At 69.3% G+C, this 15,106-nt stretch carries 16 protein-coding genes and 1 pseudogene; 8 read left to right on the forward strand and 9 right to left on the reverse strand.

Annotation, left to right across the window (positions count from 1 at the left end; translation table 11 throughout):
* Positions 1-52: 52 nt before the first annotated feature.
* The 4 genes from ACZ7EG_RS11050 to ACZ7EG_RS11065 all read right to left on the reverse strand — a co-directional run bounded on the left by ACZ7EG_RS11050 (position 53) and on the right by ACZ7EG_RS11065 (position 2,336).
* Positions 53-487 carry an SsgA family sporulation/cell division regulator gene (locus ACZ7EG_RS11050; RefSeq protein ID WP_033309865.1) on the reverse strand — a complete coding sequence of 145 codons (435 nt, stop codon included), beginning with the start codon at positions 485-487 and terminating at the stop codon, positions 53-55.
* A 98-nt stretch (positions 488-585) separates the two neighbouring features.
* Entirely contained in the window at positions 586-1,323 is a 738-nt protein-coding gene (locus ACZ7EG_RS11055) for an IclR family transcriptional regulator (RefSeq protein ID WP_471077045.1), read from the reverse strand.
* A 317-nt stretch (positions 1,324-1,640) separates the two neighbouring features.
* A complete protein-coding gene (locus ACZ7EG_RS11060; protein ID WP_020271174.1) occupies positions 1,641-1,853 on the reverse strand; it encodes a DUF5326 family protein in 213 nt (70 codons plus the stop codon).
* A 165-nt stretch (positions 1,854-2,018) separates the two neighbouring features.
* Complete coding sequence (locus ACZ7EG_RS11065; RefSeq protein WP_053670113.1) at positions 2,019-2,336, reverse strand: cupin domain-containing protein; 318 nt, start codon at positions 2,334-2,336, stop codon at positions 2,019-2,021.
* Between the two features lie 60 nt (positions 2,337-2,396).
* Between ACZ7EG_RS11065 and ACZ7EG_RS11070 the strand changes: the two genes are divergently transcribed.
* The 5 genes from ACZ7EG_RS11070 (at position 2,397) to ACZ7EG_RS11090 (ending at position 6,197) form a co-directional block, all read left to right on the forward strand.
* Positions 2,397-2,774: a phage holin family protein gene (locus ACZ7EG_RS11070; protein WP_471075420.1), complete on the forward strand. Its 378-nt coding sequence runs from the start codon at positions 2,397-2,399 to the stop codon at positions 2,772-2,774.
* 6 nt (positions 2,775-2,780) lie between these two features.
* A complete protein-coding gene (locus tag ACZ7EG_RS11075; RefSeq protein WP_471075423.1) occupies positions 2,781-3,272 on the forward strand; it encodes a low molecular weight protein-tyrosine-phosphatase in 492 nt (163 codons plus the stop codon).
* On the forward strand, positions 3,269-4,492 hold the full coding sequence (locus tag ACZ7EG_RS11080; RefSeq protein ID WP_471075426.1) for a cystathionine gamma-lyase: 1,224 nt from the start codon (positions 3,269-3,271) through the stop codon (positions 4,490-4,492). The genes ACZ7EG_RS11075 and ACZ7EG_RS11080 overlap by 4 nt, the downstream gene beginning before the upstream one ends.
* A gap of 194 nt (positions 4,493-4,686) precedes the next feature.
* On the forward strand, positions 4,687-5,583 hold the full coding sequence (locus ACZ7EG_RS11085) for a LysR family transcriptional regulator (RefSeq protein ID WP_471075429.1): 897 nt from the start codon (positions 4,687-4,689) through the stop codon (positions 5,581-5,583).
* 131 nt (positions 5,584-5,714) lie between these two features.
* Positions 5,715-6,197 carry an NUDIX domain-containing protein gene (locus ACZ7EG_RS11090; protein WP_471075432.1) on the forward strand — a complete coding sequence of 161 codons (483 nt, stop codon included), beginning with the start codon at positions 5,715-5,717 and terminating at the stop codon, positions 6,195-6,197.
* 9 nt (positions 6,198-6,206) lie between these two features.
* On the opposite strand, the gene ACZ7EG_RS11095 is transcribed toward ACZ7EG_RS11090, so the two are convergent.
* Entirely contained in the window at positions 6,207-7,844 is a 1,638-nt protein-coding gene (locus tag ACZ7EG_RS11095; RefSeq protein ID WP_471075435.1) for a globin domain-containing protein, read from the reverse strand.
* A gap of 570 nt (positions 7,845-8,414) precedes the next feature.
* On the opposite strand from ACZ7EG_RS11095, the gene ACZ7EG_RS11100 reads away from it, so the two are divergent.
* The gene (locus ACZ7EG_RS11100) at positions 8,415-9,278 is read left to right on the forward strand and encodes a GNAT family N-acetyltransferase (RefSeq protein ID WP_471075438.1); all 864 of its coding nucleotides are present in this window, start codon (positions 8,415-8,417) and stop codon (positions 9,276-9,278) included.
* 70 nt (positions 9,279-9,348) lie between these two features.
* Here the strand turns inward: ACZ7EG_RS11100 and ACZ7EG_RS11105 are convergent.
* Positions 9,349-9,432, reverse strand: a pseudogene (locus ACZ7EG_RS11105) (heme-binding protein); the annotation flags it as partial.
* Positions 9,433-9,500: 68 nt separating this feature from the next.
* The gene (locus tag ACZ7EG_RS11110; RefSeq protein WP_471075441.1) at positions 9,501-10,709 is read right to left on the reverse strand and encodes an MFS transporter; all 1,209 of its coding nucleotides are present in this window, start codon (positions 10,707-10,709) and stop codon (positions 9,501-9,503) included.
* A 143-nt stretch (positions 10,710-10,852) separates the two neighbouring features.
* Between ACZ7EG_RS11110 and ACZ7EG_RS11115 the strand changes: the two genes are divergently transcribed.
* Positions 10,853-11,317, forward strand: a complete 465-nt coding sequence (locus ACZ7EG_RS11115; RefSeq protein WP_471075443.1) for a MarR family winged helix-turn-helix transcriptional regulator — start codon at positions 10,853-10,855, stop codon at positions 11,315-11,317.
* Between the two features lie 61 nt (positions 11,318-11,378).
* Positions 11,379-11,831 carry a GNAT family N-acetyltransferase gene (locus tag ACZ7EG_RS11120; protein WP_471075446.1) on the forward strand — a complete coding sequence of 151 codons (453 nt, stop codon included), beginning with the start codon at positions 11,379-11,381 and terminating at the stop codon, positions 11,829-11,831.
* 57 nt (positions 11,832-11,888) lie between these two features.
* Here ACZ7EG_RS11120 and ACZ7EG_RS11125 read toward each other — a convergent pair whose 3' ends face one another.
* Together ACZ7EG_RS11125 and dnaB are read right to left on the reverse strand one after the other, a co-directional pair.
* Positions 11,889-13,274, reverse strand: coding sequence for a serine hydrolase domain-containing protein (locus ACZ7EG_RS11125; protein ID WP_471075449.1), 1,386 nt, complete (start codon positions 13,272-13,274; stop codon positions 11,889-11,891).
* A 71-nt stretch (positions 13,275-13,345) separates the two neighbouring features.
* Positions 13,346-14,827, reverse strand: coding sequence for a replicative DNA helicase (gene dnaB / locus ACZ7EG_RS11130; protein WP_471075452.1), 1,482 nt, complete (start codon positions 14,825-14,827; stop codon positions 13,346-13,348).
* Between the last annotated feature and the right edge of the window lie 279 nt (positions 14,828-15,106).

Raw genomic sequence — 15,106 nt, forward strand, 5'->3', positions numbered from 1 at the left:
AGCTCGGCGGCGCCCGGCGAAGCGTTACTCCACCGTGCCGCCGGGCCATGTCTCAGCCGGCGCCCTGCTCGGCGAGGATGCGGTCCAGAGCCTCGTCGAGGTGCGCGTCGAAGTCGGCGAGCGAGCCCTCCTGGCCCAGCGGCACCAGCTTGTCCGTACGGTCGAGAAAAGCGACGAGCGGTGCCGTCGACGAACGGAACAAGGCCTGGTCGCTGCCCACCTGAAGCCGGATCAACACCTCGCCCAGCGCATCGGGTTCGACGGGCGTGACGCGCACATCGCCCTCCCCGCACGGTCGGCCGACCCCGTCGATCAGCAACTCCCGCCCAAAAGCCCACGTCACCGGGGCATCACCGGGCAAGTGGAATGTCAGCCGGACGGCATAGGGATCACTGGACTCATAGCGCAGCTCCACCGGAATGCGGAAGGAGAGTTCCTCGGACACGAGAAAGCTCATCATGACCTCTGCTTGTACGGACTCGCGCATCGATAACCCCGTCAATCGCCGTTACTGGCCGGGAACGAACCTCTGACACTTGGTGGAATCTTGCTGAACGTACACAGCAGATCACAAGGAGTGAGTTTTCACATACTGATAGAGAGCGCGAGTGAGCCGAGCAGCCGCCCCATCTCGGCCTGCAACTGCCGGGCCGCGGGCAGCAGCCGGTCGGCCTGGTGTGCGGGGAGTGAGATGGCCATCGTCGCTGCCGTGGTGCCGAGGGTGAGGGGGATCGCGGCACAGACCGCGCCCAGGGCGTACTCCTGGCGCTCGGTCACCGGTTCCATCCGCCGGATCCGCTCCAGGCGCCTGAGCAGGCTGTGGTTGTCGCGCACCGTGTAGGGCGTGAGGGGCTGCACCGGATAGCGGTCGAGGTGGTCACGGCGGGTCTCCTCGTCCAGTTGGGACAGCAGGCACTGCCCGACGGCGTGCGCGTGCCCGGTCTCCCGGAAGTCGGCCCATTCCTCGACCGCCGGGTTGACGGGTGTGTCGGAGACGCACATGACCTCGATCTCGCCCTCGCGGTAGACCGCGTAGTAGACGGGCACGCCCAGGGCGTCCCGCCAGTGCGCCAGGGCGTCGACGATCGTGCTGCGACGTTTCTGCCGCGCCCCGCTGCTGCTCAGCCGCTCGGCCGCGTCCCCGAGGAAGAACAGGCCCCTGTCCCGGCGCAGATAGCCCTCGTGCACGAGCGTGCGCAGCAGGTGGTACGTCGTGGGCAGCGCCAGCCCGGTCTCACGCGCCAGTTGCTTGGCCGGGGCGCCGTACTCGTGCGCGGCGACGGTCTCCAGCAGCCGCATCGCGCGCCGCACGGACCCGATCAGGGTCGGCGGAGGCGGTGCGGCAACGGGAGACGGTGGCCCGGAGGGCGCCGCCGAGCGGGGTTGCGCGGGGACGGTGCGGAGGTGGACGGGTGCGGTGTCAGCCGGGACCAAGGGGCTCTCCCGAAGCGCGAGGGGGCAGGCCCGTGCGGAGAACACGGGTGGGGGTGAATGCCGCTCGCGGGGAAGTCCCCGCGTCGAGTTCCGGACTCTATTCGCCTGCCACCGCGTGCAGACGGCCCAGCCGGGAAACTTCCCCCGCCCGAGGGAACCGGTGATTCCAGGCGTGTCCCGCTACCCCCACCGGTTTCCCACTGGTCTCACCAGTCGCTGCGCGACGAGGAGCTCGACGTGAACTTACGTACGACGTAGATCAGTCCGCCGACCAGGGCCACGAAGACCAGCACCTTGAAGAGCAGTCCGATGACGAAACCGACCACGCTGGCGATCAGCCCGCCGAACACGACCAGGGCGATGACCGGCACCGCGATCCACTTCACCCACCACGGCAGTCCCGTGAAGATCTCTCGCATCGCCCTCGTCCTTGCCTCTCCGCCCGTTCGAGTGCCGGGTCCTGTCGGTCCTGTCGGATCTCTGATGTCCTGCACTCGATGCTAGGTCCGCAAGGGGGTCGAACGGGCGCCTCGCATCCCTTGTCCTCCCCTGACCGACCCCCTAGGGAACCCTGAGACTCCGCGTCAGCTCTCGGGCGGAGAGAAGACCACCAGCACCCTCAGGTCCTCGGTGATGTGGTGGAACTTGTGGGCGACGCCCGCCGGCACGTAGATCACGCTGCCACGCGCCACTTGGGTCGTCTCCAGGCCGACGGTGATCGCGGCCCGGCCGCTCACAATGAAGTAGACCTCGTCCTGATTGTGCGGCTTCTGCGGATCCTGTTCGCCCGCGTCGAGGGCGTACAAGCCGACCGACATGTTCTGCTCCCGCAGAAACTGCAGGTAGGCGCCCTCGTTGGCGGCGCGCTCCGCCTCCAGTTCGTCCAGCCGGAATGCTTTCATCGCCTTGTCCGCCCCTGCCTCTTGTGCCCGTGTCCGATCAGGTCTGCCACGATCAGACACATGATGAATTTCCTAGTCAAGACGATCGCGAACGCGGGCGCCCTGGCGGTCGCCGTATGGCTGCTCGACAAGATCACCCTGACCGGTGACAGCACGGGCAGGGAGTTCGCCACCCTGATCATCGTGGCGCTGCTCTTCGGCCTGGTGAACTTCCTGGTCAAGCCGGTGGTCAAGCTCCTCAGCCTGCCGTTGCTGATATTGACCCTCGGTCTGTTCACGCTGGTCGTCAACGCGTTGATGCTGCTGCTCACCTCGTGGCTGGCGGACAAGCTCGACCTGAGCTTCCACGTGGACGGCTTCTGGACGGCCGTCGTGGGAGGCCTGATCATCTCGGTCGTCTCCTGGGCGCTGCACGTCATCCTGCCCGACGGGGACTGAGCGGACATGACGTACCGGGTGTGTTTCGTCTGCACGGGCAACATCTGCCGCTCGCCGATGGCCGAGATCGTGTTCCGCGCGCGGGTGGCGGAGGCCGGTCTCGACGAGCTGGTGGAGGTCGACAGCGCCGGTACGGGCGGCTGGCACGAGGGCGACGGCGCCGACCCGCGCACCGTGGCCGTCCTGGAGGACAACGGATACCCGGGCGGCCACACGGCCCGGCAGTTCCAGTCGTCGTGGTTCTCCCGCCTCGACCTCGTGATCGCCCTCGACTCCGGCCATCTCGGGGCTCTGCGCCGTCTCGCGCCCACCGAGCAGGACGCGGGGAAGGTACGGCTGCTCCGCTCGTACGATCCCGCCGCCGGCGACGACCTCGACGTACCGGACCCCTACTACGGGGGAACGGACGGCTTCGAGGAGTGCCTTGAGATGGTGGAGGCGGCGAGCACGGGTCTGCTTGCCGCGGTGCGCGAGGACGTGGAGGGACAGGCGGCATGAGTGATTCCGCGACGGGTGCCGAAGGCCGCGGGGCAGATGCCGCAGATGACGTGACGGGGGCCGCGGGCGAGGTGACGGGCACTGCCGGCCTGCCCGTGGGCGCCGCTGACGGCACGCGCGCGGTGCGGGCCGGGCTGCCCGAGCCGGTCAAGCACGAGCCCACCCTGCCCGGCCCGGTGTTCGCGGCCCACTTCCATCTCCCGGGCGACCCGACGGGTCCCTACACGTACGGCCGCGACGAGAACCCGACGTGGACGCTGCTGGAACGCGCCGTCGGCGAGCTGGAGGCGCCCGGCCGGGACGGCGCGGAGACGCTCGTCTTCGCCTCGGGCATGGCGGCGATCTCGGCGGTGCTCTTCTCCCAGCTGCGCACCGGCGACGTGTGTGTCCTGCCCGACGACGGCTACCAGGCGCTGCCACTGGTCCGCGCTCAGCTGGAGGCGTACGGCATCGAGGTGCGCACGGCGCCCACCGGCGGGGACGCCCAGCTCGACGTCCTCGACGGTGCGAGGTTGCTGTGGATCGAGACCCCTTCCAATCCCGGGCTCGACGTGTGTGACATCAGGCGGCTCGCCGAGGCGGCGCACGCGCGTGGTGCCCTGGTGGCCGTCGACAACACCCTCGCGACACCGCTCGGCCAGCGTCCGCTGGAGCTCGGCGCCGATTTCGCCGTGGCCAGCGGCACCAAGCAGCTCACCGGCCACGGCGATGTCCTCCTCGGCTATGTGGTCGGCCGGAACGCCGAGGCCATGGCTGCCGTGCGCCGCTGGCGCAAGATCGTCGGTGCGATTCCCGGGCCCATGGAGGCCTGGCTCGCACACCGTTCGATCGCGACGCTCCACATGCGGGTCGACCGGCAGAGCGCGACGGCCCTGGCGGTCGCGCAGGCGCTGCGCGAGCGGCCCGAGGTGGCAGGGCTGCGCTACCCCGGCCTGCCCGACGACCCCTCCCACGAGATCGCCGCGCGGCAGATGCGGCGCTTCGGCTGCGTCGTGTCGTTCACGCTGCCCACCCGCGCGCGTGCCGACCGGTTCCTCGGCGCGCTGCGCCTTGTGGACGACGCGACGAGCTTCGGCGGTGTGCGGTCCACGGCCGAACGACGTGGCCGCTGGGGCGGAGACGCGGTGCCGGAGGGCTTCATCCGGCTGTCGGTAGGCGCCGAGGATCCCGAGGACCTGGTGGCGGATGTGCGGCGCGCGCTGGACGAGTCGGCCGTCTGACCACCCCCACGGACGGTCCGAGCCTCCCCCCTCGTGGCTCGGACCGTCCTCCGGTTCCGCGCGCAAGAACCGCGCGACCAAGGCTAGTTGACTCTCTGTCAGTGTCCAATCACAGTAGCGACAGAGACCTATCGACTTATTTATAGTTGGGCACGGCCGGGGCAGGGAGCAGGGGCCGAAGAGGGGAGTGCGCGGTGGATCTGGCCTTGCTGCGGACCTTCGTGACCGTGCACCGGGCCGGCTCCTTCACCCGCGCCGCCGCCCTGCTCGGCCTCTCCCAGCCTGCTGTCACCTCGCAGATACGGACGCTGGAACGGCAACTGGGCCGCCCTCTGTTCCTGCGGCAGGCCCGTGGCGTGACCCCGACCAGCATCGGCGACGAACTCGCCCACAAGGCCGCACCTCATCTCGACGCCCTGGTGGAGATCACCGAGACCGGCCTCGACGACGACTCCTCCTTACGGACGCTGCACCTCGCGGGGCCTCCGGAGTTCACCGCCGAACGAGCACTGCCCGCCCTCACCGAGCTGACCGGCGAGGACGGCCAGGGCTTCGCCTTGCGTGCTTCCTTCGGGACCGCCGAGGAAACGCTGGAAGGGCTTTCCGCCGGGCATCATGATCTGGCCATCAGCACGGCCCAGCCGCGCGGTGCCCTGCTCACGGCGACTGCGCTCTGCGACGAGGAGCACGTTCTGGTCGCTGCCCCGCGCTGGTCCGAGCAGATCGGGACCGGGCACAGGCCGGAAGGGGCTCTCGGGAAGGTGCCGCTGGTGGAGGTGCACGAGTCGCTGCCGTTCGTCTCCCGCTACTGGGCCTCCGTCTTCGACGCGCACCCGGCCGCCCCGGGCACCGTGATCGTCCCCGACCTTCGTGCGGTCCTGGCCTGCGCGGTCGCGGGCGCCGGCCTGGCGGTGCTGCCCCGCTATCTGTGCGCGGCGGCGCTGGAGCGGGGCGATGTCGTCGCGCTGCACGAGCCGGCGGTGCCGCCGCTGCGGACGTACTTCCTGGTGGTCCGGACCGGGACGCTGGCGATGCCCCATATAGCCCGGGCCCACGACTGGTTGCTGCGATCCTCGGCCGACTGGTGCTGAGGCGTCCGCAGACGCGTGCCGGGTCGCACTGACGTGAGGTGTGGGCGCGCGGGGCCGTGCCTCACTCTGGGAGCTCGACCGGTGACGTTTCGCGATGTTTCACGTGGAACCAGCCGGGCCACATTTCACTCATGACCGTCCGACCCGTGGTCAAGCGCACCGCCCGCGCCGTTCTGCTGGACGGTGCCGACCTGATCCTGATCAAACGCACCAAGCCGGGTGTGGATCCCTACTGGCTCACCCCCGGTGGCGGGGTGGAGCCCAAGGACTCGACCGTCGTCGATGCCTTGCACCGCGAGGTGTACGAAGAACTCGGCGCGAAGATCACCGATGTGGTGCCCTGCTTCGTGGACACCATGGAGCACATAGGGGAGGACGGCGGTGCGACCGGGGTGAAGGTGCAGCACTTCTTCGTCTGCCGTCTGGAGTCCATGGACCCCGCCCTGCGCCACGGCCCCGAGGTGGACGAGCCGGTCGGCGAGTACGAGATCGTGCGCGTGCCCTTCACCCGGGTCGGAATCGCCTCCGTCCATCTCGTGCCGTTGTCACTGCGGCACTACCTGGACGGCAACATCGAGGGCGTCCTCGCCATGCACGCGCCCGACCTGGGCTGAGACGCCTGATCAGCTTCCGGCCGCGACCAGTTCCTCCACGGAGTCGTGCCGTATGCGGTCCGAGGGGATACCGATGTCCCGCAGGGCGTCCACACCGCTGCGGATCATCCCGGGCGGGCCCGAGAGGTAGGCGTCGAACTCGTCCCACGGGCCGTAGGTGCGTATGGCGTCCGGCAGCTGCAGATGCGCCTGCTGGTCGATGATCGCGCGGACCGAGAGCCAGGGATGGGTCTGCTGGAGGCGGAGCATGGTGTCGATGTCGTACAGGTCGTGGTCGGTGCGGGCACCGTAGAAGACCTCGACCGACCGGCGGTCCCCGTGCTCGGCGACATCCTCGACCAGGGCCTTGATGGGCGCTATGCCCGTACCACCGCCCAGGCAGAGCAGTCCGCTGTCGGTGGTGTGGTCGACGGTCATGGAACCCGCGGGCGGGCCGAGCCGGATGATGTCGCCGGGACGGGCGCGGTGCACCAGGGCGTTGGAGACCCAGCCGGCCGGTACGGCCTTGACGTGGAACGACAGCAGACCGTCGGACCGGGGCGCCGACGCGAAGGAGTAGTGCCGCCAGATCCGCGGCCACCAGGGCGTCTCCACGCTCGTGTACTGCCCGGCGAGGAAGGGGTACGGCTGGTCGGGTCGGACGGTGACCACCGCGACGTCCGGCGTTCTCAGGTCGTGCGTGACGATCTCGGCGTACCACCAGGCCGGGGCACGTAGTTCGTCCGCGGCCGCTGCGTCGATCATGACCTGGGAGATCGTGGTGTAGGCCCGGATCCAGGCCGCCTCCGTCTCCGCGTTCCACACCCCGGCGGCGTACTTGCTCAGCGCGCCGATGAGGCACTCGCCGACGGCCGGGTAGTGCTCGGGCCGCGTCCCGTACTTGCGGTGGCCCCGGCCGAGTTTTTGCAGATAGTCGACGAGGACGTCCTTGTTGTCGATGTGCTCGGCGGCTGTGAGCAGGGCTCGGAGCAGTCGGTCCCGCTGGGTGTCCATCGCGGCCGGGAACAGCGACCGCAGGTCGGGGTGGCGGACGAAGAGCAGGGCGTAGAAGTACGACGTGACCTTGTCGGCAACCGGCGCGACCTCGGCCATGGTGCGGCGGATGAGGAGGGCGTCAGGAGAGCCCTCTTCGGCCGGTGCGGAGGCGGCCCGGCTCGAAGGTGGCACCGATGCGTGTTCCTGGACGGGAGCCCGCTGTTCGGGGGGAGTGCGGGGCGGAGCCACGGTGGAGGCGAAGGGCGTCGGGGTGAGCGTCGTGGGTGCGGGGCCCGGCGACGAGACGGTGGTGGGGCCGGAAACCGCGGCGGGGGACGGAGCGTGCTGTGCGACCGGTGGGGCGGGCGTGGACAGCGCGTCCGACTGTTCACGTCCTCGGTCGCGCGCACCGGCGCCCGGACTGCCGGATGTCGAGCCGGGGGGCCCGGATGTGGCGTCTGCCGGTGCTTCCGGGACGGCTCCCGGCCTGCCCACCGGGCGTATCGTGGCCGGTCGACGCCCTTCCCCGGTGCTGTCCGGCGTCCGGGCGTCGCCTTCCGGTGCTGTCGTCGGGTTCTTGCGGGGTGTGAACCAGTCGCCCCCGCCGCCAGAAGTGCCGTTGTCGGCCGACGTGGTGGTCGGAGCGTCCATGGTGTGCCTCGCCTCGAGCATCTTTCGGTCGGTCTGCGCACTTCCGAAGTCGGAAGGTGCCTGCTTCCCCCGTGGACGGTCTCGTTCCCGTCCATGTCGCGGCCAATGCGGCCACATTCAACCTGTATTCCGGCTCCGTACGGACAAGTAAGGCGAGAGTGTGACATTGGCCGCAGTGACTCTCATCGAGCTTCCCACCCGCCTGGCCGCTTCCGACGCATACCCGGAAACACGGGTCTTAGATCTCTCCGTCCCGTTAGGCTGCATTGCCCTGCACCACCCCATACGGGACAGGACGTCCCGTCCCGGATGCGAACCGGACTCGACCCTACCGGCCACTGCCCTGCACACAAGTCCCCCCTCCTCTCGTCACGAATGCGGGCGCGACGCGAAGCGCCAAGTCCGTCAACGATGAGGCCGGGCAGCCCCGTTCAGCGTCTCGTCCGGACGCCCGGTGTTTCTTACCTGTTTCACGTGAAACATCCGGCACCGGTCCGGGTCCTGTGCGGGCGGCGACAACTGGCCAAAAGCTCGTGCGTCTCCGCTGAAACAGGTGGACGTCAGGGGCTCTCGTCGGACAGCCTGACCTGCGTGCCGACTCCTTCCCTTGCCTCATTGCCCATCCGTCGTCTGACGCTCCACGATCAAGCCGCCTGCGCAGACTTGTCCGAGGACCGGGGGTGGCCACGGGAGGAGCACAAGTGGGGCTTCCTCCTCACGGCCGGGAAGGGCTACGGCATCGACGACCCCGAGGGTGGCCTGGTGAGCGCCTGCGTCGTCACCGAGTACGGACCGCAGGAGCCCGCCCTCGCCGCGGTCGGCATGGTCCTGGTCGCCGGACGGCATGCCCGGCAGGGCGTGGGACGCCGGCTGATGCGTCACGTGGTCTCGGCGATGGGCACCACGCCCCTCACTCTGCACGCGACGCCGAACGGCCGCCCCCTCTACGAGGAACTCGGCTTCAAGGTCACAGGGCAGGCCGAGATGGTCTCTGGACGCTTCACTCCCGGTGGACCGGAGCCGGAGGTGGCCACACGCGCCGCGACCGCCGAGGACCTGACCGCGATCCTCCGCCTCGACGAGCAGGTGTTCGGCAGCGACCGCACACACATCGTCACCCGGCTGCCGGCCTTCGCCGACCAGTTGCGCGTGGCCGAGGACGGCGGGCGGATCGTCGGGTACGCGGCCGCCTGGCCCAACATGGACACCCACGTCGTCGGGCCGCTCATCGCTCGCGACACGTCGGTGGCCCGGGCTCTCATCGCCTCCCTCGCCGCCCACACCGACCGTCCCCTGCGCACCGACATCGACGTGCGGCACGAGGAACTCCTCGCGTGGGTCAAGGAGCGTGGCCTGCGATCCGTCGCCTTCAACTCGGTGATGGCGTACGGGATCGCCGAGTTGCCGGGCGACTGGAGCCGGCGGTTCGCGCCGGTCACGGTCGCGGCGGGCTGACGAGCCTCGGTACGACGACGCCGGCTCCCCGGGAACAGGGAACCGGCGTCGTCGCGGTGCAGGGACCGGGTCAGGCGAGAGCCTCCACGGCGGCTGTGCCGAAGCCGTGGTCCCGCTCCGGGGCGCCGCCGCCGACGCCGATCGCGCCGATCAGAAGGCGGTTCTCCTGAAGGACTTGCGGTCGCTTCGGGCCATGGGGCAGGTGGGGGGTGGTTCGGCCGCTCAGTGATGGACAGCAGCGCGCTGCTCGGCTGGTGCGGCTCCCGTGACGACGGTGCTGGGGCCACCGGCGCGGCGCTCCAGGGCGGCCGAGAGGAAGGCCAGGACCAGAGCGCCGGCGGCCAGGGCGGCACCGACCCAGTTGGGGGCGGTGTAGCCGAGGCCCGCCGCGATCACCAGGCCGCCGAGCCAGGCGGAGAGCGCGTTGCCGAGGTTGAAGGCGCCGATGTTCACGGCGGAGGCCAGTGTCGGGGCGCCGTGTGCCTGGTCGAGAACGCGCTTCTGCAGCGGCGGCACGGTGGCGAAACCCAGGGCACCGATCAGCGCGATGGTGATCGCAGAGAGCAGCTTGTCGTGGGCGGTGAGGGTGAACAGGGCCAGGACGACGGCCAAGGCACCCAGGGAGACGTACAGCATGGGCATCAGGGCGCGGTCGGCGAACTTGCCGCCGACCAGGTTGCCGCCGACCATGCCGAGGCCGAAGAGGACCAGCAGCCAGGTGACGGAGCCGTCGGCGAAGCCTGCGACACGCGTCATCATCGGCGCGATGTACGTGATGGCCGCGAAGACACCGCCGAAGCCCAGGACGGTCATGGCCATCGCCAGGAGGACCTGCACGTTCTTGAACGCGGCCAGCTCATGGCGCAGACGCACGCCCTCCGCCTTGGGCATGTCGGGGACGAGCCGGGCGATGCCGGCCAGGCCGACGACTCCGAGGGCGGCGACTATGCCGAAGGTCACCCGCCAGCCGACGGACTGCCCGACGAGCGTACCCAGCGGGACACCGACGACGTTGGCGACGGTCAGGCCGGTGAACATCATCGCGATGGCGCCGGCCTTCTTGTCCGGAGCGACGAGGTCCGCCGCGACGACCGAACCGATGCCGAAGAAGGCGCCGTGGGCCAGCGAGGCGACGATCCGGCCGATCAGCATGACGGAGAAGGCGGGGGCGAGTGCCGAAAGCAGGTTCCCCAGGATGAAGAGGCCCATCAGCAGCATCAGCATCCGCTTACGGGAGATCTTGGTGCCGAGCACGGTCATCAGCGGCGCGCCGAACATGACGCCGAGCGCATAGCCGGTCACCAGGTAACCGGCGGTGGGGATGGAGACCCCGTAGTCGGCCGCGACCTGCGGCAGCAAGCCCATGATCACGAATTCTGTCGTTCCGATCCCGAAGGCCCCGATCGCGAGGGCCAGAAGCGCGAGAGGCATGGAGGGGTTACCTTCCCAGACGATTGCAGGAGCGCTTAGCGTGCGCCCACAATAGTTGCAGACGCGGGCTACATGCAAACGCCGTCAATTGCGGTTCTGCTCTATCCTGGATGTCAGCCGCTCCGGGACGGAGGAAACGCCACATGACAGCGACGGACCCCGCGCTCACCGCTCTCGCCCAGAGCTGGTGCGCCCTCTCCCTGCTCCACGGAAGGATCGAGGCCAGCATCGAGCGCGCCCTACAGGCCGGGCACGACCTCAGCGCGCGCGAGTACTCCCTGCTGGACGTACTCAGCCGGCAGCACGACGGCGACGGGGGCCATCTACAGATGAAGCAGGTCGCCGACGCGGTCGTCCTCAGCCAGAGCGCCACCACGCGCCTGGTCACCCGACTCGAAGACCGCGGCCTTCTGGAGCGCTACCTGTGCCCCACCGACCGCCGGGGCATCTACACCAACGTCACCGCGGCGGGCCTCGAATTGCTGGAAGCGGCGCGTCCCACCAATGACGCCGCCCTGCGGGAGGCGCTCGACGAAGCGGCGAAGAACCCCGAGCTGGCACCGCTGGTCCGGGTCGTGGAGACACTGAAGGCTCCGGTGCCCGCATAGGGTGCCCGAGCACAGGCCGACGCGCGGCATCTGCGCCGCCGACCGTGCGTAAGGTGCGTCCATGGGAGATCTTGAGATACGTGCCGCCGCCGCCGACGACGTCCCCGCGATCGTCGCCATGCTCGCGGACGACCCACTGGGCGCACAGCGCGAGTCGCCGGACGACCTCGCCCCGTATCTGGCCGCGCTGGAGCGGCTCAGCACCGACCCGAACCAGCACCTGGTCGTGGCGGTCCGGGAAGGCAGGGTCGTGGGCACGCTCCAGCTCACGATCATTCCCGGGCTCTCCCGGCGCGGTGCGACCAGGTCGATCGTCGAAGGGGTGCGCATCCATGCGGACGAGCGCGGCAGCGGCCTGGGGACCCAGCTCATCGAGTGGGCGATCGAAAAATCCCGGGACGAAGGGTGCCAGCTGGTCCAGCTGACCTCTGACAAGACCCGCTCCGACGCCCACCGCTTCTACGAACGGCTCGGGTTCATGGCCTCTCACACGGGCTTCAAGCTCCAGCTGTGACCGATGGGCGTGGGCGTCCTGTTTCACGTGAAACAGGACGCCCACGCATCCCACCGCCTAACCGATTCCGCGCCATCCCTCTGGGTCGACACCACCCGGCACAGGAGCACCCTCGTCGTACGGCTGACGCGTGAACACGAACGAGCCGAGGTCCAGGTGACTCACGGACCCGTCCGGCCGCCGTACGGCCCTCAGAAGCTCGCCGGCGTAGTAGCCCTCGAGACCCGTCCAGGTGCCGTCGCCGTTCGCGCGGAAACGAGAGCGACGGCCCCCGCCGGTCAACGGCCCCAGCGATACAAGTCCGTCGGCCGTCAGTCGCAGAGCGAAGGCGTTCGTCCCCCAGTACCACTGCCCCGTCAGCTCGAGCAGCGACGGATCGACATCACGGAGCGGCTTCCACGGGGCGGGGATACGCGGCTCCGCCTCGGCGACGATACGGACCAGGTCGGCGGCGAGAGGGAACAGCAGCGGTCCTGACGTGGAGTTGGCCAGGGCGACAGCCGCCACATCGTCCTCGACGCTGATCATGAGACACGCGAGGAATCCGGGCAGCGAACCGGTGTGGCCGATAAGGGACCGCCCGTTCCGTCGCCGGATCTCCATGCCGAGGCAGTACGCGTAACCGCTCGCCACGTCCGCCGCCTCGTGGGGCGCGGCCGGTGTCCTCATCTCTTTCAGTGACCCGGCGCTCAGCACCCGTTCGTCGCCGTTGAGCAGGAAAGCCGCGAACCGCGCCAAGTCACCGGTCGTCGACCAGAGTTGACCGGCCGGCGCCATGCGTCCCAGATCCTCGGTGGGCTCGGGAAGCATCACGTCGGCCCAGGGATGCACGGCCCAGCCACCCGCGTGGGGCGCCCGCGGCCGCACACTCGTACGCCGCAGACCCAACGGGTCGAGCACCTCACGCCGAAGGACGTCCTCCCAGGAAGCCCCGCGGAGCTTCTCGACGAGCGCGCCGAGCAGGGCGTAGCCCGGGTTCGAATAGTGGAACCGGCGGCCTGGCGGGGTCAGCAGGGGGCGATCACCCAGTACGTCGGCCAGCTCGGGCCGCAGGGATCCGGGGCTCCGCTCCCACCACGGGCCCGGTGTCTCGGCCGCCAATCCCCCTGAGTGCGCGAGGAGTTCGGCGATGGTCGCCTCCCCCACGCCGGTGCCCGGCAGATGCTTCTCGAGCGGATCGCCCAGTCCCAGAGCACCCTCGTCGCGCAGCCGTAGTACGAGAACCGCCGTGAAGGTCTTGGTGATCGAACCGATCCGGTACTGCACGTTCTCGTCCGGCGCATGCCCCTCCACCGAGGTCCGTGCGCCCGTCCACACCGTCGCACCGTCCCGCACGACGGCCGCGACGAGCGACGGCGCCCGCCCCTCGGTCTGCGCGACGGCGATCCGGTGCAACAGAGCGCGACGGGTGCCGGGAAGCAGCTCTCCCTGAGATGTCGTCATGGGCCCAGTCCACCCGGCCGGGCAGCCCCGCGTCGAGCACATTCGGGCAGAGCCCGTGAGACCTGGTCGGATCAGGTCTGGGCCATGTCCACGAACCGTGAGTAGTGCCCCTGGAAGGCGACCGTGATCGTCGCCGTCGGGCCGTTTCGGTGCTTGCCCACGATGATGTCCGCCTCACCCGCCCGCGGCGACTCCTTCTCGTACGCGTCCTCGCGGTGCAGAAGGATCACCATGTCGGCGTCCTGCTCGATGGAGCCCGACTCACGCAGGTCGGACACCATCGGCTTCTTGTCCGTGCGCTGCTCGGGACCACGGTTGAGCTGGGAGAGCGCGATCACCGGAACCTCCAGCTCCTTGGCCAGGAGCTTGAGGTTCCGGGACATGTCCGAGACCTCCTGCTGACGGCTCTCGGAGCGCTTGGACCCCCCGGCCTGCATCAGTTGCAGATAGTCGATGATCACGAGCCTGATGTCGTTGCGCTGCTTCAGCCGACGGCACTTCGCGCGAATCTCCATCATCGACAGGTTCGGGGAGTCGTCGATGTAGAGCGGCGCGGACGAGACCTCGGGCATCCGGCGCGCCAGACGCGTCCAGTCCTCGTCCGTCATGGTGCCGGACCTCATGTGGTGAAGGGCGACGCGGGCCTCCGCGGACAGCAGGCGCATCGCGATCTCGTTGCGCCCCATCTCGAGGGAGAAGATGACGCTCGGCAGGTTGTGCTTGATCGACGCGGCCCGGGCAAAGTCCAGGGCCAGCGTCGACTTGCCCATGGCGGGACGGGCCGCGATGACGATCATCTGCCCCGGGTGCAGGCCATTGGTGAGCGAGTCGAAGTCCGTGAACCCGGTCGGGACACCGGTCATCTCGCCGCTGCGCGAGCCGATGGCCTCGATCTCGTCGAGCGCGCCCTCCATGATGTCGCCCAGCGGGAGGTAGTCCTCGCTGGTGCGCTGCTCGGTGACCGCGTAGACCTCCGCCTGGGCGCGGTTGACGATCTCGTCGACGTCGTCGTCGGCCGCGTATCCCATCTGCGTGATGCGCGTACCGGCCTCGACCAGGCGCCTCAGGACGGCCCGCTCGTGAACGATCTCCGCGTAGTACGCCGCGTTGGCCGCTGTGGGCACCGTCTGGACGAGGGTGTGCAGATACGAGGCCCCGCCGACCTTGTTGATCTCGCCACGCTTGGTCAGCTCGGCGGCGATCGTGATGGGGTCGGCCGGCTCGCCCTTTGCGTAGACGTCGAGGACGGCCTGGTAGATCGTCTCGTGGGCCGGCTTGTAGAAGTCGTGGCCCTTGAGGATCTCGACGACGTCGGCGATGGCGTCCTTGGACAGGAGCATGCCGCCGAGGACGGACTGCTCGGCGTCGATGTCTTGCGGCGGTACCCGCTCGAACGACGGGGACGATCCACCGTCCCACGCCCCGTTGTCCCTGCCGCGCTCGTGCTGTTCGTCGCGGCCCCGGCCTCCGTCCCCACGTCGGCGGGAAGCGGGCAGACGATCACTGGGACCGCTGTCGGCCCAGGGGTCGTCCAAGGGCTCGGAAATGCTCACCGAGCCACCTCCTCCCGTCCGCCGAAGCAGACCTAGCCGTGCCCCTCTTTTCTACGGCACGGCACTGACAAGTAAGAGGCCCAACTCCGGTTGGCTCACGCCGGTTTTGTGGCGTTTTGGAAACCAGCGGACGGAGCGGGCGCCGGACTACCGTAGGCCTGTCGGCGACGTCAGCCAATCTGGTTATCCACAGGCCATGTGGACGACGGCCCAGATGCTGTGGAGAACTACGCAAAACCTGTGCACGACCCGGTGGACAGGCCTGTGAACAAGCCGCGA

This window comes from Streptomyces sp. NPDC037100 (assembly GCF_055606225.1).